Source organism: Bradyrhizobium sp. ERR14 (genome assembly GCF_014198235.1).
Classification (GTDB): Bacteria; Pseudomonadota; Alphaproteobacteria; order Rhizobiales; family Xanthobacteraceae; genus Bradyrhizobium.
This window is the reverse complement of record NZ_JACIHD010000005.1, coordinates 67,393-89,369: the sequence shown is the minus strand read 5'-3', so window position 1 is coordinate 89,369 and position 21,977 is coordinate 67,393. Positions and strand designations below refer to the sequence as shown.

The window sequence follows — 21,977 nt, the reverse complement described above, 5'->3', positions numbered from 1 at the left end:
TCATTTACCTCGGAACGTCAATGCTCTCGGTCGAACTCGTCATCGTCGTCGTCCTGATCGTCATCAACGGCCTCTTGTCCATGTCAGAGCTGGCCGTGGTCTCGTCCCGCCCGGCCCGGCTGTCGCTGCTCGCCGCCAAGGGCGTGCGCGGCGCCGAGCGGGCGCTGACACTGGCAGCCGATCCCGGCAAGTTCCTCTCGACGGTGCAGATCGGCATCACGCTGGTCGGCGTGCTCTCCGGCGCGTTCTCCGGCGCGACGCTCGGACAGCGGCTGACGCAATGGCTGCTCGAGCTCGGTCTGTCCACGGGAATTGCCGACATCGTCGGCGTCGGCATCGTCGTGACGCTGATCACCTACGCCACCCTGATCGTCGGTGAGCTGGTGCCGAAACAGGTGGCGCTGCGCGACCCCGAAAGCATCGCGGTCAGGGTCGCGCCCGCCATGCACGTGCTTGCGAAGGTCTCGCTGCCGCTGGTCTTTCTGCTCGATCTCTCGGGCAGGCTGATCCTCACGCTGCTCGGACGCGGCGGCAAGGCCGAGGAGAAGGTCTCGGAGGACGAGATCCACCACCTCGTCAGCGAGGCCGAGAGCGCGGGCGTGCTTGAGCCCGGTGAGAGGGAGATGATCGCCGGCGTGATGCGGCTCGGCGACCGGCCGGTTGGCGCGGTGATGACGCCGCGCACGGAGGTCGACGAGATCGACCTCAACGACGATCCGGCGGCCATTCGGGAGATCATCGCCAAGAGCCCGCATTCGCGCTTTCCCGTCTCCGACGGCGACCGCGACAAACCGATCGGCGTGCTCCAGGCCAAGGACCTGCTGATCGCCTATATGAACGAACGCAACCCGGACCTGCGCGCGCTGGTGCGCGAGGCGCCCGGCATCCCGGCGTCGGCAGACGCGCGCGACGTGCTGACCATCCTGAAAGCCGCGCCGGTCCACGTCGGTTTCGTCTACGACGAATATGGCGGCTTCGAAGGCATGGTGACGGCCGCCGACATCCTCGAATCGATCGTCGGCGCCTTCCATTCGGAGGCCGGACCGCCGGAGCCCGCCTTTGTCAGGCGCGCCGACGATTCGCTGCTGATCTCCGGCTGGATGCCGGTCGACGAATTCGGCGAATTGCTCGGCGTCGAATTGCCGCCGCACCGCTACAACACGGTGGCGGGCCTGGTGCTGCAACAGTTCAACGTGCTGCCTGATACCGGCGATGCCTTCGATTTCGGCGGCTGGCACATCGAGGTGGTCGATCTCGACGGGCGAAGGATCGACAAGATCCTGGCGAGCCGGTTGAGTGAGGTCGAGACGGGGTGAAATTGAGCGATAGCCCGCGCCCGCTCATGGTCACCCGAACCTCACGCCGATCCGCTTCTCCTTGCGCCAGATCACGGTGCACGACAGGTGCGTTCCGTCGGCTTGGACGAACAGGGTGAAATGCTCGGGGATGCCGACCGGGCTGGTGACGTCGAGCGCAGCACCGGTATCGGAGAGATTGCGGACGGTGCAGTCGATCGCGCCGCCGCCGAACTCGATCGTTCCGGCCTTCAGCACGCGATGTCTTGCCTTGTCGCGCCGTTCGTCCATGGGCACAATATACACCCAAAGTTGAACAAAATCCTAGATGCCAGCTGCGCTCGCGGCGAATGTGCGCGGGCCGGGCAGGTCTCGCCACGGGCCGAACGATGCCTTACAGCGCCGGCTGGAACGTTTCCGCCTGTGCCATCCGCCAAGCGTCGCGGAAACGTGGGTCTTCCGTGCCTTCGAGCAGCTCGCCAGGGCGCAGCGCCGGATAGAGCTGCGCAAAGGATCTCACATCGGTGGTCGAGGTGCGCTGGGTGAAGTGAATCGGGCGCAGCTGCTGCGGATGCTCGAGGCCCGCCGCGGCGATCAGCTCGGTCAGCGAATGCAGGGTGGCGTGATGATAATTGTGCACGCGGTCGATCTTGAGCGGCACGTAAAGCGCACGCGCGCGCGTCGGGTCCTGCGTCGCCACTCCGGTCGGGCAGCGGTCGGTGTGGCAGCTCAGCGACTGGATGCAGCCGAGCGAGAACATGAAGCCGCGCGCCGAGTTGCAATAGTCGGCGCCGATCGCCATCGCGCGCGCCATGTCGAAGGCGGTCGCGATCTTGCCGGACGCTCCGATCTTGATGCGGTCGCGCGCATTGATGCCGATCAGCGCGTTGTGGACGAAATTGACGCCCTCGCGCATCGGCATGCCCAGATGATCCATGAATTCCAGCGGCGCCGCGCCGGTGCCGCCTTCGTTGCCGTCGACGACGATGAAATCAGGATAGATGCCGGTCTGAAGCATCGCCTTGCAGATCGCCAGGAATTCCCAGGGATGGCCGACGCACAGCTTGAAGCCGGCCGGCTTGCCGCCGGACAGGCGGCGCATCTCGGCGATGAACTGCATCATGCCGGCCGGGGTGGAGAAGGCGCGATGCGAGGCCGGCGAGATGCAGTCCTCGCCCATCGCGACGCCGCGGATCTTGGAGATCTCCTCCGAGACCTTTGCCGCCGGCAGCACGCCGCCGTGGCCGGGCTTGGCGCCCTGGCTGACCTTGAGCTCGACCATCTTGATCTGGTCGTCACCGGCAACGCGCGCGAACGCTTCGGGATCGAAGGTGCCGTCGGGGTGTCGGCAGCCGAAATAGCCGGAGCCGATCTCCCAGATGATGTCGCCGCCCATCTCGCGATGATAGGGGCTGACACCACCCTCGCCGGTGTCGTGCGCAAAGCCGCCCTTCCTGGCGCCGGCATTGAGCGCACGCACTGCGTTGGGGCTGAGCGCGCCAAAGCTCATCGCGGAAATGTTGAACACCGAAGCCGAATAGGGCTTCTGGCAGTCGGGCCCGCCGATGCTGATGCGGAATTTTTCCGCGGCATGCGCCTTCGGCGACACCGAGTGATGCATCCACTCGTAGCCCTGGCGGTAGACGTCCTCCTGGGTGCCGAACGGACGCTTGTCGAGCTCCATCTTGGCGCGCTGATAGACCACCGCGCGGGTGTCGCGCGAGAACGGCATGCCGTCCTTCTCGCTCTCGAAAAAATACTGCCGCATCTCCGGGCGGATCTCTTCGAGCAGAAAGCGGATATGCGCCGAAATCGGATAGTTGCGCAGCACCGCGTGGCTCTTTTGCAGGAGATCGCGGACGCCGAGCAGCGTCAGTGCGCCGAAGATCAGGATCGGCACCAGCAGGATGTCGAAGATCTTGCGGTCGGCGATGCCGATGCCGATCAGGAGCGCGGTGACGACCGCGCAGATCGTCAGCACGATGTAGCGCGGCGAGAATGGCAGCAGCAGGGTCTCCATGATCCCCTCCTCCGCCAGCGGCAGGCGTTTGTGGGATGAGTGTCGGGAGGAGTCCTGCGTCTTGGTGTCGTCGGCCACGATTCCCATCCTCTCGCCAGCATGAGGCGGTACGATACGCCCTCGCCTGTCATACGGATATGACGCGGCCCTTGTTTCAGGCTAGCGAATTCGGCCGAGATAAATCAATCAGCCGAGAGGATAGGCTTTTGCAGTGCAGCAGGGGGGATGGAAACGGGGACTGGTGGAGGCAACAGTCGCCACCACAACTGAGCTGTCGTCCCGGGCCAGCGTCAGCGCAGACCCGGGATCCATAACCACAGGGGTCCATGGTGAAAAAAGCCGTCACTCCGAGTCTTCGCATAACCGCGGCTGGTGGGTATGGGTCCCGGATCGGCGCGCTTAGGCGCGCTTGTCCGGGACGACACCGGAGTGGATCGCTAAGTGTTCGGCAAGACGGCGACCAGAGCTTACCGCTCGACGAACGCCTTCTCGATCACGAAATGGCCGGGCTTGTTGCCGCTGCCTTCGATGAAGTCGCGGCCTTCGAACATCACCTTCAGCTCTTCGAGCATCCCCGGGCTGCCGCACATCATGATGCGGTCGGTGGCGATGTCGAGGGGCGATTGCCCGATATCGTTGAAGATCTGCTCGGAGTTGATGAGGTCCGTGATGCGGCCGCGATTCCTGAACGGCTCGCGGGTCACGGTCGGGTAGTAGATCAGCTTGTCCGCGAGCAGCTCGCCGAACAGCTCGTCCTCGCGCAAGGAAGCGACCAGCTTCTCGCCATAGGCGAGCTCGGAGACCTGGCGGCAGCCGTGCACCAGCACGATGGACTCGAACTGCTCATAGACCTCGGGGTCCTTGATCAGGCTCGCGAACGGCGCGAGGCCCGTTCCGGTCGAGAGCAGCATCAGCCGCTTGCCGGGAAGGAGGTTATCGGTGATCAGCGTGCCGGTCGCCTTGCGGCCGACCAGGATGGTGTCGCCTTCCTTGATCTTCTGCAGACGCGAGGTCAGCGGGCCGTCCTGAACCTTGATCGAGAAGAACTCGAGCTCTTCCTCGTGGTTGGCGCTCGCCATGCTGTAGGCGCGCAGCAGCGGACGGCCGTCGATCTCGAGGCCGATCATCGCGAACTGGCCGTTCTGGAAGCGGAAGCCGGTATCGCGCGTGGCGCGGAAGCTGAACAACGTGTCGGTCCAGTGCTGGACGGAAAGAACCTTCTCTCGGTAAAACGCGCTCATGATTTTCGATATTCCGAATAATTGCGGTTTTAGGGCAAAAGCGTTGCCCGGCCCTGAAACGGGGCGGACACCATTGCCATGGCGGAGGATTTCGCGTGTGTGATCTACGCCATTGAGACCAATAATCAACCTCGTTCCGGATGCAATTGATGCCGGTCAAACCGGCATTTGCGGCGGAATTGACCATATTGTTAATGAATCTGCTGCCGGGCGCGCGCCGCGGGCAATTTCTTTTCCCTGCAGCGTTCGAATGCAGCACTTAATTTCCATCGCGCTCGCGAGAATTTCATTAAGAATAGCTCTGACTTTCATCCCGGTTCGGCGCCGTTTCCCGCATTTTTGCGGCTTTTGGCGCCAGGAACGTCTGAAACGCGACAGAAACACATGGCGGCAAGCGACGAGCGAATCTTCGTCCAGGCGATCAGGCGCTATTGCGCGGGCCATGGCATCGCGGTCGATGTCCGCGCCGATGGCTGGCTGATCGCGATGCGCCGGGGCGATGAGCGGCGCTTTGCCTTCGGCTACGACATCGGCCTCAACAGCGCCATCGCCCATCGCCTCGCCAACGACAAATCGGCGACATCAGAGGCGCTGGCGTTGGCGGGCGTTCCCTGCATTTCCCATCACCTCTTCCTCAACCCAAAACTGGGCGTGCACGTCGCCGGTGCCGATTGGCGCCAGCAGATGCTCGCACTGCTCGGTCAGAATCCGCAAGGCGTGGTGGTGAAGCCGAACGAGGGGACATCGGGACGCTCGGTGTTCAAGGTGACGACGGCGGCCGAACTCGACCACGCGGCTGGCGAGGTTTTCTCAATGAGCGCCGGGCTCGTGATCTCGCCCTATGTCGCGATCGAGGACGAGGTCCGTGTGGTGCTGCTCGGAGATGAACCCCTCGTCGTCTACAGCAAGCAGCGTGGCACGGATTGGCGGCACAATCTCGATGCCGGCGCAAAGCCGGTGCTGCTGGAGGATGGCGACGTTCGCACCGCCTGCGTGAAGCTCGCGACCGATGCCGCGCGCGCCATCGGCATTGTCTTTGCGTCGATCGACGTGGTCCGCGTGGATGGCGAGTGGAAAGTGCTCGAGATCAATTCCGGCGTGATGATGGAAGGGCTGGCCAAGCTGCATCCGCAACTCGTGCAAGCGGCGTATGACGCGGCGCTGGACCGGGTGTTTGGGCAGAGATAGCAGCCGCGAGCTCGCTGCACCCTCTCCCCTTGTGGGAGAGGGTGGCTCACCGCGTAGCGGTGAGACGGGTGAGGGTCTCTCTCTCCGAGTGAAACTTCTGCGTCTGAATTTGCGGAGCTAACCCCTCATCCGGCGCTTCGCGCCACCTTCTCCCACAAGGGGAGAAGGGAAGGCATCGAGCCTGCGGCACGACACGAACGCTAATTATTCGCGCTCGCTGAATCGTCCATCGCCCTGAACGCCTCTTCCAGCTGCAGCGAGATCGGCACGTTCAGACGTTCGCCGGTGGGAAGCCTTGCGGTGAACCATTTGTTGTAGAGCGGGACGAGATCGCGGTTGGAGCCGAGCTTGCGGAAGGCACGTTCGACCACGGCGGAGAGCTGCGGCTCGCCCTTCCTGAACATGATGCCGTAGGGGTCATAGGACAAATAGTCCCCGACCACGCGAAAATATTCCTGCGCCTTGTGGCGCGCGATCAGGCCGTAGAGCAGGATGTCGTCGGTCGCGAATGCATCAGCCTTGCCGTCGTTCACCATCTGAAACGACTGCTCGTGATCCGGCGCGGTCACGATGTTGAGGCCGAGCAAGAGCTTCTTGTCGACGGCGTGTATCGCCTGCTCGTTCGTCGTACCCTTGGTCACCACGACGGTCCTGCCCTTCAGATCCGCGACACCGGAAATTGCCGCTCCCTTCGGCACCATCAGCTTGGTGCCGGCGACGAACATCAGGGGCGAGAAGGCGACGCGCTTGCCGCGCTCGGCATTGGCGGTGGTCGAGCCGCATTCCAGGTCGATCTTGTTCTGCAGCACGGCGTCGATGCGGTCGTCCGAGGTGACCTTGACGTAATCGATCTTCAGATTGGGATCGTCGACCTCGATGCCGATCTCCTCGACGACGGCCTCGCAGAGCTCGAGGCTGTAGCCGATCGGACGGCCCGACTGGTCGAGGAAGGAGAACGGCGGCGAGCTCTCGCGATAGCCGAGCCGCACCGTGTGCGCTTTCTTGACGGCCGCCAGCGTCGGGCTGAGCCCCTCGCCGCCGGTCTGCGCGCGAGCCGAGGTCGCGAACAAGGAGGTCGCGAGCAACGATGCCGCGAGCAACAACCCGCCTGAGGTCAGTGACCTCGCCAGTGTCTGGCGCATGGTTCGCTCCTACCCATGGCTGGCCATCGCGGGCACTTCGCCCGGCACCATATCCTCGGGCACGACGTCGCCGGGTCCGAGCTCGTGCTCGGGCCCGAGCTCGCCTTCCCATTTGGCTACGACCGACGTCGCGAGCGTGTTGCCGATCACGTTGGTGGCGCTGCGGCCCATGTCGAGGAAGGTATCGATGCCCATGATCATCAACAGGCCCGCCTCGGGAATGTTGAACTGCGCCAGCGTCGAGGCGATCACCACGAGCGAGGCGCGCGGCACGCCGGCGACGCCTTTCGAGGTGATCATCAGCGTCGCCAGCATCGCAAGCTGGGTGCCGAGCGGCATGTCGATGTGGTAGCTCTGCGCGATGAAGACGGCCGCGAAGGTGCAGTACATCATCGTGCCGTCGAGATTGAAGGAATAGCCGAGCGGCAGCACGAAGCTCGAGATCCGCGACGAGGCGCCGAAGCGGTTGAGCGCCTCGAGCGTCTTCGGATAGGCCGCCTCCGAGCTCGCGGTCGAGAACGCGATCATCAGCGGCTCGCGGACCAGCTTCAAGAGATGGCTGTAGCGCGGGCCGATCACGATGAAGCCGACGATGACCAGGATGGTCCACAGGATCGCCAGCGAGAGATAGAAGCCGCCCATGAACACGACGAGCTTCCAGAGCACCAGCAGGCCGTTCTTGGCGACCGTCGCCGTGATGGCGGCCCACACCGCGAGCGGCGCGAACAGCATCACGTAGCTCGTCACCTTCAGCATGATGTGGCCGATGTCGTCGATCAGCGCCAGGATCGGCTTGGAGCGCTCGGGCATTGCGCCCATCGCCACCGAGAAGAACACCGCGAAGATCACGATCTGCAGGATCTCGTTCTGCGCCATCGCGTCCGCGATCGAGGTCGGGATCAGATGGGTCAGGAATTTCTCGATCGAGAAGGCCGAGACCGGCAGGCCGGTCGATTGGCCCGCCGCAGGCAGCGTGCCGGGGAAGTTGGCGCCGGGCTGCAGCAGGTTGACCATGATCAGGCCCAGCAGCAGCGAGACGAAGGAGGCGCTGACGAACCAGCCCATTGTCTTGGCGAAGATGCGGCCGAGCTTGGAGCCCGAGCCCATATGCGCGATGCCGCCGACCAGGGTCGCGAACACCAGCGGCGCGATGATCATCTTGATCAGGCGCAGGAACATCATGGCGATCAGGTTGATCGAGGACGCCCAGTCGGCGCGCGTGTCGGGCAGGAAGTTGTAGATTGCCGATCCCATGATGATGCCGAGCACCATCGCGGCCAGAATGTATTGCGTGAACCTGTTCGACATCGCTTACCCCCCACGTACACCGGCGCTTCATGATGTCGCAGTTATCACAACGACGCAACACGCTTTGCGTGTGATCGCGTTTTCAGGATGTTCCCGTTGTGAAATGGAACGCCGCGATCTAGCCTTCATGCAGCGCACAACACATGCGGCCTGCACGTTTTGTTTGCTGCGGCTGCATCAATAATCGTCAAGACAATCAAAGAGGGAAACGCCATGAGCGGCAACATCAATCACCAGATTCTGCTGGTCGAAAAACCCAGCGGCAAGCTCGGCCCCGAACATTTCAAGATGGTGGAGAGCACAGTGCCGGAGCCGAAGGACGGCGAAGCCTTGCTGCGTGTGCGATACATTTCGCTCGACGCCGCCAACCGCGCCTGGATGCACGGCGCGACCTATCGCTCCGCGGTCGAGGCCAACAGCGTGATGGCTGGCGGCGCCATTGCCGAGGTCGTCAGCTCGAAGGCCGAGGGGCTTGCGGCGGGCGACATCGTGTTCGGTGACACCGGCTGGCAGGAATTTGCCGCGGTGCCGGCAAAGCATCTCACCAAGATGCCGAAGCTCGAGCCGATGACGCACCTGCTCAGCGTGTTCGGCATCGCCGGCCTCACCGCCTATTTCGGCCTGCTCGAGATCGGCAAGCCCAAAGAGGGTGAGACCGTCGTGGTCTCCGCGGCCGCGGGCTCGGTCGGCTCAATCGTCGGGCAGATCGCCAAGATCAAAGGATGCCGCGTGATCGGCATTGCCGGCGGCGCGGACAAGTGCAGCTGGCTGACCTCCGAGCTCGGCTTCGATGCCGCCGTCGACTACAAGGACGGCGCGGTGTTCAAGGCGCTGCGCGCAGCTGCACCCAAGGGCATCGACGTCTATTTCGACAATGTCGGCGGCGACATTCTGGAAGCCTGCCTGCCGCAGATGAACAATTATGGCCGCATCGCCTGTTGCGGCGCGATCTCGCAATATGACGGCGCGCCCTCCGCGCACGGCCCGCGCGGCGTGCCCGGGCTGATCGTGGTGAAGCGGCTGGTCATGCAAGGCTTCATCGTGATGGATTACATGAAGGAGAGCCAGCGCGCGCTCGCCGAGCTCCAGGGCTGGGTCAAATCCGGCAAGCTGAAGGTGCAGGAGGACATCATCGATGGCCTCAAGAACACGCCGAAGGCGCTGATCGGATTGCTCGCGGGCGAGAACCGCGGCAAGCGCATGGTCAGGCTCTGACGGCGCAATTGCACCGGCATAATTGACTTGCGGGTGACGTCAAAGCGGCGAATGATGCTGCTTGCGAGGCGTCACTCGCGAAGATTGCGATTACATCACATTTTGAAAGTCGTCGGCGTGACCGACGGGGCAGGAAATCACCAGATGTTCAACACGTTGAAACAGGCATCGACGCGCAAGGCGTTGCTGGCGGCCGCGCTCTTCGCAACTGCAACAGGCGCGTTCGCGCAAGCACCGACCGAGGCCCAGAAGAGCGCCATCCGCTCCGCATGCCGTTCGGATTTCATGGCGCATTGCTCGAGCGTGACGCCCGGCGGCGTGGAAGCGTATCAATGCCTGGCGAAGAACATGTCCAGCCTGTCGGCGGGATGCCAGACCGCGGTTCGCGCCGTCGAACCGGCGAAAACCGAAGCTGCCCCCGCCGCGCCGAAGACCGAGGCCGCGCCCAAGGCGGAAACGGCGCCAGCCGCACCGAAAGCAGATGCCGTCCCCGCGGCAAAGCCGGCTGCCGCACCCGCGCAGAAGGCCGCGGCCACCAAGCAGCCGAGCAGCGCGCAGGTTGCGGCGGTCAAGAGCGCGTGCCGCGCCGACTATCCCAAGGTGTGCGCCAGCGTGCCGCCGGGCGGCGCGGCGGCACTCGAATGCCTTGAAAAGAACAAGGCCAGAGTTTCACCGGCCTGCGAGAAGGCCGTGAGCGCCGCAGCCGGCGGTGGCGCTGCCGCAACGGCGGCGCCCGCGGGTGCGGCTCCCGCAGCAGCAGCCCCGGCGGCGGGAGCCGCGCCGGCGGCAGCGCCAGCCGTGATCGTGTTGCGTCCGTTGCTGCCGCGCGAAGAGCTGTTCATCCTGAGGTCGGCCTGCGGCGCCGACATCCGCACGCTCTGCGCCGGCGTCGCGCCCGGAGGCGGCCGCATCATTCAATGCATTTCCAACAGGGCTGCCTCGCTGTCGCCGGCGTGCAAGGACGTGCTCGCCCCATTCGCGGCGAGATAACGCGGCGCACGCGTCAAGCGCGACAATGACGAACGGCGTGCGCATGAATTTTCGCACGCCTGCAACGACAAATCTTTTGCAGATATCCGATTTCGATCACGACAAGCCCGGGAGGACCACATGCGTTCATTGCTGCTCGTCGCTTCTGCACTGCTTGCCTTCGCTGCAACCATGACCTTCGAGGCCACCGACGCCAATGCGGTGGTGTGCGCACGGGGCGTCTATCGCGCCGGCTGCGCCGGGCCGAACGCGGCCGTCGTGGTCCGCAAGCCGGTTCCCGCCGTGCGCTGTACTAGGGTGCTGGTGAACGGGGTCTACGTGAAGCGCTGCGTCTGACGGTGCGGATGGCCAAGCCGGCGCGGTTTGGCTATGATTCGGACCTGACGGTTTCGGACACGCGTAAAAATTGTGTCCGAAGATGCGCTTTGGCGCGCCTGCGCTGGCCGATAATTCCGCTGGCGCGGGACGCCGGAGCACATTAGTCTACCCCTAGATAGTAAGTATACTGTCAATTAGGGAGGCAGACGTTGCGGATCGCCGTGATTGGCGGAGGGCCCGGTGGGCTCTACTTCGCCTATCTCTGGAAGAAGCGTCACCCCGAGGATCAAGTCGACCTGTTCGAACAGAACCCGGCCGACGCGACCTGGGGCTTTGGCGTCGTGTTCTCCGACCAGGCGCTGGAATTCCTGCGTGCCGACGACCCCGAGACGGTCGACGCGATCGCGCCGCACATGGAGAGCTGGGAGAACATCACGCTGAACCTCGGCGGCGACAGCGTCGCCATCGACGGGGTCGGCTTCTCCTCGATCGGGCGGCTCGAGCTGCTGCGGTTCCTGCAGCAGCGCGCGCTCGACGTCGGCGTCACCCCGCGCTTCGACACGCAGATTCATGCCATCGACCAGCTCAACGGCCATGATTTGATCGTCGCTGCGGACGGCTTGAACTCGCAGGTGCGCCGCGCCTTCGAGGGAGATTTCGGCACCTCGCTGTCCTACTCCTCCAACAAGTTCGTCTGGTACGGCACCTCGAAGCGCTTCGACACGCTGTCGCAGACCTTCGTGAAGACCGATCGCGGCGCCTTCAACGCCCATCACTACCGCTACTCGCCGGCCATGAGCACCTTCCTGGTCGAATGCGACCACGCGACCTGGCAGGCCTATGGCTTCGCCTACAAGGACGTCGAGCAGTCCAAGGGCGTCTGCGAAGAGGTGTTCGCGGACACGCTTGGCGGCCATTGCCTCGTCTCCAACAAATCGGTCTGGCGCAACTTCCCCTGGGTCTGGAACGAGCATTGGTCGTTCAAGAACATGGTGCTGATCGGCGATGCCCTGCACTCAGCGCACTTCTCGATCGGCTCGGGCACGCGGCTCGCGATCGAGGACGCCATCGCGCTGGTCAAGGCGCTGGAATCGGATGCGCATCTTGCGACCGCCCTGCATCGCTACCAGGCCGCGCGAAAACCGGTGGTGCAGAAGCTCGTCAACGCCGCGCGCACCAGTGCCTTCTGGTACGAGCATTTTGCCCAGCACATGCAGCAGGACCTGATGGACTTCGCCTACAGCTACATCACCCGCTCCGGCCGCATCGACGATGCACGCCTGCGTCACATGTCGCCGGGCTTCATGGCGCGCTACGAGGCTGCCAAGAACGGCGGGGGCGAGGCATGAGCAACGAGATCTTCGACCAGGTGCCTGCCGACAGCGAAGGGGCGCGCGAGATCGGCTTTGCCATTCCTGAAATCTACAACGCCAGCCGAGTGCTGTTCGACAATCTCGCCAAGGGCCGTGGCGACAGGGTCGCGCTGATCGGTCCGGCAGGCGCGCGGACCTATGCCGAACTCTGCGACGAGGCTTGCCGCTGGGGCAACGGTTTTGCATCGCTCGGCCTGAAACGCGGCGACCGCGTGCTGCTGTTCCTCGACGACACGCCGACCTATCCGGCCGCGTTCTTCGGCGCGGTGCGGGCCGGCTTCGTGCCGCTCCTGATCAACACCCTGACGCCGCCGGATTTGCTGCAATTCTACCTCGCCGATTCCGGCGCCAGCGTTGCGGTGGCGGACGCTGAATTCGCGCCACGCTTCAATGCCGAGGCCTGCAAGGATACGCGCCTGCGCACGCTGATCGTCGTCAATGGCGAGGCACTCGACCACGCCGCGCCGAAGGCGGTCATGGCGACAAGCTGGCTCGCGCAATTCCCGGCCGAGCTGGCGGAAGCGGACACGCATCGCAATGAGATGGCGTTCTGGATGTATTCCTCGGGGTCGACCGGCCGGCCCAAGGGCATCGTGCATCTCCAGCACGACATGGCTTATAGCGAGCTCGCCTTTGCGCAGAACGTGCTGAAGCTGACGCCTGATGACATCTGCTTCTCGGTGCCAAAGATCTTCTTCGCCTACGGCTTCGGCAACTCCGTCACCTTCCCGTTTTCGGCAGGCGCGGCAACGCTGCTGCTGCCGGGGCAACCGAAACCCGCCGCGATCTTCGCAGCGATCGAGCAGTACAGCCCGACGGTGTTCTTCGGCCTGCCGACGCTCTACACGTCCCTGACCAAGGCCGAGGGCGCGCAACAGACCAACTTCTCGTCGCTGCGCATGTCGCTCTCCGCTGCCGAAGTGCTGTCGGCGGAGGTCTTCAACGGCTGGAAGACGCTCACCGGCCTGGAGATCGTCGAAGGCCTCGGCTCGACCGAGGTGCTGCACATCTACCTCTCCAACAGGCCCGAGCGGAAGAAGTTAGGGGCCGCGGGCCTGCGCGTGCCCGGCTACGAGGTCGCGCTGCGCGACAAGGACGGACGCGATGTCGCCGACAACGAGGAAGGCATCTTGTGGGTGCGCGGCGATTCCAACACGCCGCTGTACTGGAACCGGCCGGACAAATCCGCCGAAACCATCCGCGAAGGCGGCTGGATCTACACCGGCGACCGCTTCATCCGCGACGCCGACGGCTTCCACTTCTTCCGCGGCCGCGCCGACGATCTGATCAAGATCTCGGGCCAATGGGTTTATCCGCTCGAGGTCGAGCTGTGCCTCGCCGACCATCCCGATATTCGCGAATGCGCCGTGTTCGCCACCGAGCTGCCGGACCGTCGCATGACGCTGAAGGCGGTGGTGGTGATGAACAACCGCGCGGCCAACCCGGGCGAGACGACACGGCGGCTGCAGGACTATGTGAAGGGCAAGCTGCTTCCTTACAAATATCCGCGAGAGGTGATCTTCACCGACGAGCTGCCGAAGACGGGCACGGGGAAGATCGACCGACAGGCGTTGTTGCGGATGTGAGGCGAGGACGGTGACACACGCACAGCAATCGTAGGGTGGGCAAAGCGGAGCGTGCCCACGTCTTCTGATCGTTGGAGAAAGATCGTGGGCACGGCGCAAGGGCGCCTTTGCCCACCCTACGAGATCTGAGTGTCGGGCGCGAACATCGCCTCACACCCCTCCTCACCCCGCCTTCCCGAGATGCTCCAGCGCATCCTCGGCCCGCAGCGGCACGCGTGAGGCCTCGTTGTTGAGATCAACGAGCTGCACCAAAAGCGCCATCAGCGTCTTGCGATCGGCTGGCTTCAGCGGCTCCAGCATCCGTGCCTGGGCGCGCTCGACCGCCGGGATGATCTCGCGCAGGATCGCGGCGCCCGATTTGGTCAGATAGAGCAGCTTGATCCGCTTGTCCTCGGGGGCCGGCTTGCGCTCGACATAGTCCTTGGCCTGGAGACGCTCGATCACGCTGCCGAGCGTGGAGCGGTCGAAGGCGATCACCGCCGACAGCCGCGTCGCGTCGATGCCGGGATGGGTGTGGATCGCGATCAGGGCCGCATATTGCACCGGGGTCAGATCGAACGCCTTGCACTCCTCCATGAAGATCGAGACCGCGATCTGCTGCATGCGCCGGAACAGATAGCCCGGCGCGGCATAGACCGCGTCGATCGTGATCGGCGGAGGCGGCTTACTCGGCATCGGGCTGCTTCTCCGGTGCGGCATTGGCAAACGCGGCGAGCGCCTTTGCGGCCGCCTCTGCCGCGAGCAGGCGCGGATAGGCCGACACGTCGACGCCGAAACGGCGGGCATTGGCGAGCTGCGGCACCAGGCAGAGATCGGCGAGCGTCGGCACATCGCCGAAGCAGAACGGGCCGGGCTCGTCCTTGATCAGAGTCTCGCAAGCCGACAGCCCTTCGCGGTTGACCCAGGCGGCCCAGTCCTGGACCTTTTCTTCGGGCAAGCCAAGCTCGCGCAGCCGCGCCAGCACTTTCAGGTTCTGCACCGGATGGGTGTCGCAGGCGATCGCCAGCGCGAACGCCCTCACCTTGGCACGCCGCAGCGGATCCTTCGGCAGCAGCGGCGGATTGGGATGGGTCTCGTCGAGCCATTCGATGATGGCGACCGATTGCGTCAGCACCGCGCCGCCGTCGTTCTCCAGCGCCGGCACGAGACCTTGCGGATTGATGGCGAGATAAGCGGGCGCGCATTGCTCACCCTTGCGCAAATGATGCGGCAGGTGCTCGGCTCCAAGGCCCTTGAGGTTCAGCGCGATCCGCACCCGATAGGCGGCGCTGGAGCGGAAATAGCCGTGCAGCTTCATTGGGACCCTCCCTGCTTTTTTGTCATTCCGGGGCGATGCGCCGGCACCGAACCTGGAATCTCGAGGTCCCGGGTTCACGCTTCGCGTGCCCCGGAACGACAGCCTTATCACTATCCGTCACATTGACGCTACCTAGATCGTCAGTATACTGTCAATCAACAAACGAACGGGAGCGCCGCCATGGAAGCCGTGACCAAGACGCCGGAACGCGAGGCGTTCTACAAGAAGATCGACGGCGAGAATCTCACCGCGCTCTGGACGGTGATGAGCGATCTGATCACACCGGAGCCGAAAAGCGCCTGCCGGCCGCACCTCTGGAAGTTCGACGTCATCCGCGACTACATGACGGAGGCCGGCAAGCTGATCACCGCCAAGGAAGCCGAGCGGCGCGTGCTGGTGCTGGAGAATCCCGGCCTGCGCGGCCAGTCCAAGATCACGACCTCGCTCTATGCAGGCGTGCAGATGGTGGTGCCCGGCGATGTCGCGCCGGCGCACCGGCATAGCCAGTCGGCGCTGCGCTTCGTGCTCGAAGGCAAGGGTGCGCATACCGCGGTTGACGGCGAGCGCACCGCGATGGAGCCCGGCGACTTCATCATCACGCCGTCGATGACCTGGCACGACCATTCCAACGAGACCGATCAGCCGATGTTCTGGCTGGATGGCCTCGACATTCCGCTGGTGCAGTTCTTCGACTGCTCCTTTGCCGAAGGCTCCAAGGAAGACCAGCAGAAGATTACGAGACCGGCCGGCGACAGCTTTGCCCGCTACGGCCACAACCTGCTGCCGGTCGACGTCAAGCGGAGCTCGAAGACCTCGCCGATCTTCAGCTATCCCTATGCCTACACGCGCGAGGCGCTGGAGAAAGCCAGGACGAGCCAGGAGTGGGACGCCTGCCACGGGTTGAAGCTGAAGTTCAGCAACCCCGAGACCGGCGATTTCGCCATGCCGACCATCGGCACGTTCATCCAGCTGCTGCCCAAAGGTTTTACCACCGCGCGCTATCGTGCGACCGATGCCACCGTGTTCTGTCCGATCGAAGGCCGTGGCCGCAGCCGCATCGGCGATGCCGTGTTCGAATGGGGCCCGCGCGATCTGTTCGTGGTGCCGAGCTGGCAATGGGTCACGCACGAAGCGGATGAGGATGCCGTGCTGTTCAGCTTCTCGGATCGCCCGGTGCAGCAGAAGCTGGATTTGTTCCGCGAAGATCGCGGGAACGCGTGAGGCACGCCGGTCTCGTCGGGTGGATTAGCCGAAGGCGTAATCCACCAACGGTATCTCCGCGCGGAAACGAGGACTTGTAGGGTGGGCAAAGGCGCACTTGCGCCGTGCCCACGCACCTTCGCGACTCATCAAGAGATCGTGGGCACGCTTACGCTTTGCCCACCCTACGGGTGCCGTGAATGTGGCTACCGCCAGTGCAACAGCCTAAGCTCCAGCCAGCCGATCACCTTCCCGACCGCCAACCCGAACACCGACAAAATCACCACGCCCGCGAGCAGCTGATCGGTCTGCATCAGATTGCCGGCCTGAAGCACGAAGGCGCCGATGCCGTATTGGGCGCCGATCATCTCGGCGCTGACGACGAGGAGCAGCGCGACGGAGGCGGTGATGCGGAAGCCGGCGAGGATCGCGGGCAGCGCGCCGGGCCAGACCACCTTGCGCACGATGGTGGCGAAGGGAACGTTGAAACTCTGCGCCATGCGGATGAGGTTGCGCGGCACCGCATCGACGCCGCTATAGACCGAGATCGCGGTCGAGAAGAACACACCGAGCGCGATCGTCGCGATCTTCGGCTCTTCGCCGATGCCGAGCCACAGGATCAACAGCGGCAGCAGCGCGATCTTCGGGATCGGGAACAGCGCCGAGATGAAGGTGATGCCGACACTGCGCGCCAGCCGCGACAAGCCGATGGCAAAGCCCACGGCGACGCCGGCCGCCGTCCCCAGCAGCCAGCCGACGCCGATGCGCAGCAGCGATGCCGACAAATGCTGCCAGAGCGCGCCCGAGATCGCGAGCTGGTAAATCGCGCGCGCGATAGCCGATGGCGCAGGCAGAAACAGGGGATTGACGAGGCCGGTGCTGCCCGCCGCCTGCCAGATCGCGATGACGAAAGCGAGCGCGATCCAGCCGCCGAAACGGCTCGACGCGGGCACGAAGCCTGCGCCACGAAAGCGAACGCGCCGCGTCGCGCTATCCTTCGCAGTGTCAGCCGCCGCGCGATCAAGCATGCTGGACCTCGCGCTCGGCATCGATGGCTTCGTTGCGGATCAGCGACCAGATCTGGTTCTGCAGCGCCAGCAGTTTTTCGCGCGCCGCAGCTTCGCCGCGCTCGCTGCGCGTCATCGGCACGGTCACGACCTCGCGGATGCGGCCGGGCCGCCGCGACAGCACCACGATGCGATCGGCCAGCCGCGCGGCCTCTTCGAGATTATGGGTGACATAGACCGCGCCCATGCCGCCATCGGCGAGCAGGCGGACGAAATCCTCCATCAGGAGTTCGCGGGTCTGCGAATCCAGCGCCGACAGCGGCTCGTCCATCAAGAGGATCGCGGGCTTCACCGCCAGCGCGCGCGAGATGCCGACACGCTGGCGCATGCCGCCGGAGAGCTGCTTTGGATAGGTTTTGCGGAAATCGGTCAGGCCCGTCCGGCGCAAGGCATCGTCGACCAGCGCGCGGCGCTGCGTGGCCGAGAGCTGGGTGTGCAGCAAAGGGAATTCGACGTTCTCCTCCACGCTCGCCCAGGGCAGCAGCGCAAAATCCTGGAACACGAAGGTGAGCGGATTGAGGCTGTCCGCCGGCGGCGCGCCGCGCAGCTCGGGCGCGCCGGAGGTCGGCTGCAGCAGGCCACCCAGTATGGACAGCAGCGTGCTCTTGCCGCAGCCGGAGGGCCCGACGATCGCCACCACCTCGCCGGCGCTCACCGTGAAGGAGACGTCGTCGAGCACGGCGAGGTCGCCGAAGCGGTGGGAGATGTGGTTGGCGATCAGGTCCATGGGGAACCTTCAACTCTCAACCCGTCATCCTGAGGTGCGAGCATTGCGATGCGTATGCATCGCGATGAGAGCCTCGAAGGATGAACGGCCGAGGCGCATCCGGGCCGTACGCCCTTCGAGGCCCACCTTGCGGCACGCCGCAAGGTGGGCACCTCAGGGTGACGGGGATAGTTGGGAGTACGGGGCATCAATCCGCCTTCACATAGTCCTTCGCGATGATCGCATTCGCGTCAAAACCCTTGTCGGCAAAGCCCTGCTCCTGCAGCCATTTGATCTGGTTGTCGACGTTCTTCACGTCGAGCTTGCCGTCGGGATCGATATAGGCGCAATTGCCGACCACCTGCTCGACCGGGAGATTGGTGTACTTCGCGATGATCTCCAGCAGCGGCTTGGTCTTGTCGTTGATCGGGGCGACGCCGCCCTTCATCGCGGCGAGGATGACGTCGTGATATTCGCGGTCGGCCTTGGCGAGTGCGCCGAGCAGCTTTGTCACCAGCGCCTTGTTGGTCAGTGTCTTCGGCGAGGCGAACACCGCACCCAGCTGCCAGGGCGTCTCGTCGCCGACCCACCCCAGGAATTTCGCGCCGCCTTCGTCCGTGAGCTTGCGCGCGGTCGAGATCGGCAGCAGCGCCGCATCGACGGTCTCGCCTTTCAGTGCGGCCGCCGCATTCGACAGCGATTGCAGCGGCACGATCCTCACCTCAGAGAGCTTGAAGCCGTATTTGTCGGCGAGCAGGCCGAGCGAATAGTGGAAGGAGGAGCCGACCTGCGTCATCGCCACGCGTTTACCCGCGAGGTCCTTCGGCGTCTTCAATCCGGCCGCGTAAGCGTTGTTGCTGGCGAAATAGCCGATCAGGGGGTAGCCGGGCTTCTCGCGGCTCATGCCACCGATCACCTTCAGCACGCCCTTGCCGGCGAGATTGTAGAGACCGGCGGTGAAGGCGGTGATGCCGAAATCGACGTCGCCCGAGGTCGTCGCGACCGCGATCGGCTGCGCCGCGTCGAAGAATTTCAGCTCCACCTCGAGGCCGGCCTCGCGGAAATAGCCCTTGTCCTGCGCGATGAAGACAGGCGCGGAGGACGACAGACGGAGCACGCCGATCCTGGCCTTCAGCGCATCCTCGGCATGGGCTGCGCCCATTGTCATGATCGCCAAAAGACTGGCTGCCGCGAGCCGCGCAATTCCGATCATCCCGTTTCCTCCGCCGTCGTTTATCTTGCAGTCCGTTACAGGCCCTCGGGCACCGGCTGGTCCCGTCCGATGAAGGCGCCCTGTTGTTTCAACGTTTCCTGCAACTTTTCAATGGGGATTTCGCGCGGGATCCGGTTTCCGGAGAGCGCCAGCGCGGCGGCGGAACCGGCCGCCTCGCCCATCACGAAACAGGCACCGGAGACCCGTGCCGCGGACTGGCCCTCATGGGTCATGGAGGCGCAGCGGCCGGCGACCAGTAGGTTGTCGACGCCTTCGGGCACCAGCATGCGGTAGGGCAGCTCGTTATAGCCGCGCGATTCCGGGATCGGCGGGAAGGTGAAGACGACGTCGCCGGGCACGTGAGCCTCGATCGGCCAGCCATTGACGCCGATGGAATCCTCGAAGGAGGCACAGCGGAGCACGTCCTCGCCGCTGAGCTGGTAGCCGCCCTTGATGCGACGGGTCTCGCGGATGCCGAGCTGCGGCGGCAAATCGACGATGTAGGATTTTTCAAAGCCCGGCACGGTGCGCAGGAACTCGTACGCGGCGAGCGCCTGCTTGCGGCCCTCGATCTCGCCGCGGGTGAGATCGTCAGGCTCGACGCCGTTGATGGCATGGCCGTCCTCGCGCGCCACCTGCGTGAAGTTCACCCGCCATTCGATGCCGGATTTCTGCGGTCGCACGATCGCGCTTTTCCGCGGAAATTTATGCGTGCCGGCAGCGAGCGCCTTCTCCATCAATTGCGGGATGGTGCGCCAGGCATCGCCGGCCTTGTCGGGGTCGATGCCGTTGAGACGGAGCATCATCGAGGGGTACATGGGATGGCCGTGCGCGTCGCCGATCTCGAACGGCGCGCCGGCCCAGACCGCGAGGTCACCATCGCCGGAGCAGTCGATGAAAATCTCCGATCGCACCGCCTGCCGTCCGGCCTTGGTCTCGACCATCAGCGCGTCGATGCGGCTGTTGTCGCCCATCACGATGCCGGCGCCGAGCGCGTGGAAGAGGATGTGCACCCTGTGGCTTGCGAGAAGTTGATCGGCCGCGATCTTGTAGGCCGCGGTGTCATAGGCCTGCGCAAAAACCTTGCCGAGGATCAGGTGCGGGGTGTTGAGGCCGTTCAGCCGATCGATCCGCGCCAGCAGCTCGGACGCCATGCCCTGCACGAGGCGATGGGCCTGACCGTAGACATTGCCATGCAGACCGCAAAAATTTGTGACACCGGCCGCGGTGCCCATGCCACCGAGAAAGCCGTAGCGTTCGACCAGCAGCGTCTTTCGCCCCGCGCGCGCCGCTGAAGCCGCAGCCACGATGCCGGCCGGGCCGCCGCCGAGGACGACGACTTCATATTCGCCATAGAGCGGCACCTGGCGTGCCGGTTCTTCGATCATTGTGGCCCGCATGGCGCGTCCCTTCCCAAATTCCTTTGCTTGGGAGCGACTATGAATTAGCTCGCACCGAGGTACAATCCACCAAAATACGCGATCAGCTTTTGCAAATTGAGAAAGGTCGACATGGACATCCTCGTGAACCTGCAAGCCTTTCTCGCCACCGCGGATGCCGCCGGCTTCTCGGCCGCCGCGCGAAAGCTCGGCGTCTCGACCTCGGTGGTGGCAAAACGCGTCACGCAGCTCGAGGCGCGGATCGGCACGGCGCTGTTTCACCGCTCGACCCGGCAGTTGCGGCTGACCGAGGCTGGACAGCGCTATGTGCATCGCGCACGCGGCGTGGTGACCGATGCCACCGATCTGCTCTCACGCATGGGCGAGAAGGGCCACGATCTCGTCGATCATCTGCGCATCAAGGCACCGACCTCGCTGACCGTCGCCCGGCTCGCCGACGCCTTCAGCGCGTTCCAGACCCAGAACCCGAAGCTGAAGCTCGACATCGTGCTGATCGATCGCCCGGTCGATCCCGTCACCGAAGGATTCGACATCGCCATCGGCGCCTTCCCGCATTCCTTCGGCGGCGTCGTCGACGAGCCGCTCTGCGCATTGAAGCGGCTGCTTTGCGCCTCGCCCGCTTATTTGAAAAAGCACGGCACGCCAAAGCATCCGCGCGATCTCGTCGAGCATCGCTGCCTCAGCTTTCTGCCCACCGGCCCGGAATGGATCTTCGACGGACCGCGCGGCCGCATCAGCATCCAGGTCAGTCCGCTGCTCTCCTCCAACGAGGGCCATGTGCTGGCGCGCAGCGCCATCGCCGGCAACGGCATCGCGCTGCTCTCGCATTATCTCGTGGCCGATGCCTTGCGCGACGGCACGCTGAAGCCGGTGCTGCGCGACTTTCCGATTCCGGAGCTGTGGGTGAAAGCCGCGATCCCCGAGCGGCGGCGCAATGCGGCGGCAGTGCAGGCGCTGCTGACACTGCTGAAAACGTCACTGGCGCCATCGCTGTAGGCCGGATCATTTGTGAGAGGGCCGTAGCCCGCATGGAGCGCAGCGGAATGCGGGGACACCGGCCCCGGATTACGCTTCGCTTCATCCGGGCTACACGCCCGCCAAAAGACGGTTGCCCGGGAATGACGGACCTGACAGAAGTGCCCGCATGGATTCGCTACTCTTGAAATTCGCCTTGCCCGCCCTGACCGCTCTCGCGATCTCAACCACCGCTGCCTCGGCCCTGGAGCAGAACTGCCGCTTCATTCAAACCAAACCCGAGCGTGAAGCTTGCTACAAGCGGCAGGAGGACGAACTCGCCGCAAAGCGCAAGCCCGTTGCGCCTGCCAATGACGGTCAGACACTCGAAACGCTGCGCCAGATGCGGCAGGACGACGACGCCGTCTATCGCAGCATCAACAACATCTGCCGCGGCTGCTGAC

At 64.4% G+C, this 21,977-nt stretch carries 21 protein-coding genes; 10 read left to right on the top strand and 11 right to left on the bottom strand.

The window, feature by feature from the left end; all coding sequences use genetic code 11:
- The first annotated feature begins 20 nt into the window (after nt 1-20).
- A complete protein-coding gene (locus GGD62_RS16495; protein ID WP_092261253.1) occupies nt 21-1,316 on the top strand; it encodes a hemolysin family protein in 1,296 nt (431 codons plus the stop codon).
- Between the two features lie 30 nt (nt 1,317-1,346).
- Here GGD62_RS16495 and GGD62_RS16490 read toward each other — a convergent pair whose 3' ends face one another.
- The 3 genes from GGD62_RS16490 to GGD62_RS16480 form a co-directional block, all read right to left on the bottom strand.
- Nucleotides 1,347-1,586 carry a PilZ domain-containing protein gene (locus tag GGD62_RS16490; RefSeq protein ID WP_018316424.1) on the bottom strand — a complete coding sequence of 80 codons (240 nt, stop codon included), beginning with the start codon at nt 1,584-1,586 and terminating at the stop codon, nt 1,347-1,349.
- Nucleotides 1,587-1,689: 103 nt separating this feature from the next.
- Nucleotides 1,690-3,402, bottom strand: coding sequence for an FMN-binding glutamate synthase family protein (locus GGD62_RS16485; RefSeq protein WP_183709062.1), 1,713 nt, complete (start codon nt 3,400-3,402; stop codon nt 1,690-1,692).
- Nucleotides 3,403-3,782: 380 nt separating this feature from the next.
- A complete protein-coding gene (locus GGD62_RS16480) occupies nt 3,783-4,556 on the bottom strand; it encodes a ferredoxin--NADP reductase (RefSeq protein WP_018316426.1) in 774 nt (257 codons plus the stop codon).
- A 384-nt stretch (nt 4,557-4,940) separates the two neighbouring features.
- On the opposite strand from GGD62_RS16480, the gene GGD62_RS16475 reads away from it, so the two are divergent.
- Nucleotides 4,941-5,744 (top strand): RimK family alpha-L-glutamate ligase, encoded by an 804-nt coding sequence (locus GGD62_RS16475; protein ID WP_183709061.1) that lies wholly within the window; start codon nt 4,941-4,943, stop codon nt 5,742-5,744.
- Nucleotides 5,745-5,944: 200 nt separating this feature from the next.
- On the opposite strand, the gene GGD62_RS16470 is transcribed toward GGD62_RS16475, so the two are convergent.
- Entirely contained in the window at nt 5,945-6,886 is a 942-nt protein-coding gene (locus GGD62_RS16470) for an amino acid ABC transporter substrate-binding protein (RefSeq protein ID WP_183709060.1), read from the bottom strand.
- A 9-nt stretch (nt 6,887-6,895) separates the two neighbouring features.
- Nucleotides 6,896-8,194 (bottom strand): dicarboxylate/amino acid:cation symporter, encoded by a 1,299-nt coding sequence (locus GGD62_RS16465; RefSeq protein ID WP_179732066.1) that lies wholly within the window; start codon nt 8,192-8,194, stop codon nt 6,896-6,898.
- A gap of 213 nt (nt 8,195-8,407) precedes the next feature.
- On the opposite strand from GGD62_RS16465, the gene GGD62_RS16460 reads away from it, so the two are divergent.
- From GGD62_RS16460 to GGD62_RS16440, 5 genes are all read left to right on the top strand, one after another.
- A complete protein-coding gene (locus tag GGD62_RS16460; protein WP_018316430.1) occupies nt 8,408-9,409 on the top strand; it encodes an NADP-dependent oxidoreductase in 1,002 nt (333 codons plus the stop codon).
- 144 nt (nt 9,410-9,553) lie between these two features.
- Nucleotides 9,554-10,399: a cysteine rich repeat-containing protein gene (locus tag GGD62_RS16455; protein ID WP_179732068.1), complete on the top strand. Its 846-nt coding sequence runs from the start codon at nt 9,554-9,556 to the stop codon at nt 10,397-10,399.
- 120 nt (nt 10,400-10,519) lie between these two features.
- Nucleotides 10,520-10,735 (top strand): hypothetical protein, encoded by a 216-nt coding sequence (locus GGD62_RS16450; RefSeq protein ID WP_018316432.1) that lies wholly within the window; start codon nt 10,520-10,522, stop codon nt 10,733-10,735.
- A 191-nt stretch (nt 10,736-10,926) separates the two neighbouring features.
- On the top strand, nt 10,927-12,066 hold the full coding sequence (locus GGD62_RS16445) for an FAD-dependent monooxygenase (RefSeq protein ID WP_018316433.1): 1,140 nt from the start codon (nt 10,927-10,929) through the stop codon (nt 12,064-12,066).
- Nucleotides 12,063-13,676, top strand: coding sequence for a benzoate-CoA ligase family protein (locus GGD62_RS16440; protein ID WP_183709059.1), 1,614 nt, complete (start codon nt 12,063-12,065; stop codon nt 13,674-13,676). Before GGD62_RS16445 ends, GGD62_RS16440 begins: the two co-directional genes overlap by 4 nt.
- Before the next feature lie 162 nt (nt 13,677-13,838).
- Here GGD62_RS16440 and GGD62_RS16435 read toward each other — a convergent pair whose 3' ends face one another.
- Both GGD62_RS16435 and maiA read right to left on the bottom strand, forming a co-directional pair.
- Nucleotides 13,839-14,351 (bottom strand): MarR family winged helix-turn-helix transcriptional regulator, encoded by a 513-nt coding sequence (locus tag GGD62_RS16435; protein ID WP_183709058.1) that lies wholly within the window; start codon nt 14,349-14,351, stop codon nt 13,839-13,841.
- Entirely contained in the window at nt 14,341-14,973 is a 633-nt protein-coding gene (gene maiA, locus GGD62_RS16430) for a maleylacetoacetate isomerase (protein WP_179732077.1), read from the bottom strand. Before maiA ends, GGD62_RS16435 begins: the two co-directional genes overlap by 11 nt.
- Before the next feature lie 180 nt (nt 14,974-15,153).
- Between maiA and gtdA the strand changes: the two genes are divergently transcribed.
- Complete coding sequence (gtdA, locus tag GGD62_RS16425; protein WP_183709057.1) at nt 15,154-16,194, top strand: gentisate 1,2-dioxygenase; 1,041 nt, start codon at nt 15,154-15,156, stop codon at nt 16,192-16,194.
- Between the two features lie 185 nt (nt 16,195-16,379).
- On the opposite strand, the gene GGD62_RS16420 is transcribed toward gtdA, so the two are convergent.
- The 4 genes from GGD62_RS16420 to GGD62_RS16405 all read right to left on the bottom strand — a co-directional run bounded on the left by GGD62_RS16420 (nt 16,380) and on the right by GGD62_RS16405 (nt 20,559).
- Nucleotides 16,380-17,201, bottom strand: a complete 822-nt coding sequence (locus GGD62_RS16420; RefSeq protein ID WP_026201672.1) for an ABC transporter permease — start codon at nt 17,199-17,201, stop codon at nt 16,380-16,382.
- Nucleotides 17,194-17,967 carry an ABC transporter ATP-binding protein gene (locus GGD62_RS16415; RefSeq protein ID WP_018316439.1) on the bottom strand — a complete coding sequence of 258 codons (774 nt, stop codon included), beginning with the start codon at nt 17,965-17,967 and terminating at the stop codon, nt 17,194-17,196. The genes GGD62_RS16420 and GGD62_RS16415 overlap by 8 nt, the downstream gene beginning before the upstream one ends.
- A gap of 187 nt (nt 17,968-18,154) precedes the next feature.
- Entirely contained in the window at nt 18,155-19,159 is a 1,005-nt protein-coding gene (locus tag GGD62_RS16410) for an ABC transporter substrate-binding protein (RefSeq protein WP_183709056.1), read from the bottom strand.
- Between the two features lie 35 nt (nt 19,160-19,194).
- On the bottom strand, nt 19,195-20,559 hold the full coding sequence (locus GGD62_RS16405) for an FAD-dependent oxidoreductase (protein WP_183709055.1): 1,365 nt from the start codon (nt 20,557-20,559) through the stop codon (nt 19,195-19,197).
- Between the two features lie 111 nt (nt 20,560-20,670).
- Here GGD62_RS16405 and GGD62_RS16400 point away from each other — a divergent pair, with 111 nt between their 5' ends.
- Nucleotides 20,671-21,555 carry a LysR family transcriptional regulator gene (locus GGD62_RS16400; protein ID WP_183232075.1) on the top strand — a complete coding sequence of 295 codons (885 nt, stop codon included), beginning with the start codon at nt 20,671-20,673 and terminating at the stop codon, nt 21,553-21,555.
- A 148-nt stretch (nt 21,556-21,703) separates the two neighbouring features.
- Complete coding sequence (locus GGD62_RS16395) at nt 21,704-21,976, top strand: hypothetical protein (RefSeq protein ID WP_179732087.1); 273 nt, start codon at nt 21,704-21,706, stop codon at nt 21,974-21,976.
- Nucleotide 21,977 lies beyond the last annotated feature (1 nt).

Bases quoted from the DNA above. Each gene is read 5' to 3' on its own strand.
- GGD62_RS16495 (WP_092261253.1), top strand. From the start codon at position 21: ATGCTCTCGGTCGAACTCGTCATCGTCGTCGTCCTGATCGTCATCAAC.
- GGD62_RS16490 (WP_018316424.1), bottom strand. From the start codon at position 1,586: ATGGACGAACGGCGCGACAAGGCAAGACATCGCGTGCTGAAGGCCGGA.
- GGD62_RS16485 (WP_183709062.1), bottom strand. From the start codon at position 3,402: ATGGGAATCGTGGCCGACGACACCAAGACGCAGGACTCCTCCCGACAC.
- GGD62_RS16480 (WP_018316426.1), bottom strand. From the start codon at position 4,556: ATGAGCGCGTTTTACCGAGAGAAGGTTCTTTCCGTCCAGCACTGGACC.
- GGD62_RS16475 (WP_183709061.1), top strand. From the start codon at position 4,941: ATGGCGGCAAGCGACGAGCGAATCTTCGTCCAGGCGATCAGGCGCTAT.
- GGD62_RS16470 (WP_183709060.1), bottom strand. From the start codon at position 6,886: ATGCGCCAGACACTGGCGAGGTCACTGACCTCAGGCGGGTTGTTGCTC.
- GGD62_RS16465 (WP_179732066.1), bottom strand. From the start codon at position 8,194: ATGTCGAACAGGTTCACGCAATACATTCTGGCCGCGATGGTGCTCGGC.
- GGD62_RS16460 (WP_018316430.1), top strand. From the start codon at position 8,408: ATGAGCGGCAACATCAATCACCAGATTCTGCTGGTCGAAAAACCCAGC.
- GGD62_RS16455 (WP_179732068.1), top strand. From the start codon at position 9,554: ATGTTCAACACGTTGAAACAGGCATCGACGCGCAAGGCGTTGCTGGCG.
- GGD62_RS16450 (WP_018316432.1), top strand. From the start codon at position 10,520: ATGCGTTCATTGCTGCTCGTCGCTTCTGCACTGCTTGCCTTCGCTGCA.
- GGD62_RS16440 (WP_183709059.1), top strand. From the start codon at position 12,063: ATGAGCAACGAGATCTTCGACCAGGTGCCTGCCGACAGCGAAGGGGCG.
- GGD62_RS16435 (WP_183709058.1), bottom strand. From the start codon at position 14,351: ATGCCGAGTAAGCCGCCTCCGCCGATCACGATCGACGCGGTCTATGCC.
- maiA (WP_179732077.1), bottom strand. From the start codon at position 14,973: ATGAAGCTGCACGGCTATTTCCGCTCCAGCGCCGCCTATCGGGTGCGG.
- gtdA (WP_183709057.1), top strand. From the start codon at position 15,154: ATGGAAGCCGTGACCAAGACGCCGGAACGCGAGGCGTTCTACAAGAAG.
- GGD62_RS16420 (WP_026201672.1), bottom strand. From the start codon at position 17,201: ATGCTTGATCGCGCGGCGGCTGACACTGCGAAGGATAGCGCGACGCGG.
- GGD62_RS16415 (WP_018316439.1), bottom strand. From the start codon at position 17,967: ATGGACCTGATCGCCAACCACATCTCCCACCGCTTCGGCGACCTCGCC.
- GGD62_RS16410 (WP_183709056.1), bottom strand. From the start codon at position 19,159: ATGATCGGAATTGCGCGGCTCGCGGCAGCCAGTCTTTTGGCGATCATG.
- GGD62_RS16405 (WP_183709055.1), bottom strand. From the start codon at position 20,559: ATGCGGGCCACAATGATCGAAGAACCGGCACGCCAGGTGCCGCTCTAT.
- GGD62_RS16400 (WP_183232075.1), top strand. From the start codon at position 20,671: ATGGACATCCTCGTGAACCTGCAAGCCTTTCTCGCCACCGCGGATGCC.
- GGD62_RS16395 (WP_179732087.1), top strand. From the start codon at position 21,704: ATGGATTCGCTACTCTTGAAATTCGCCTTGCCCGCCCTGACCGCTCTC.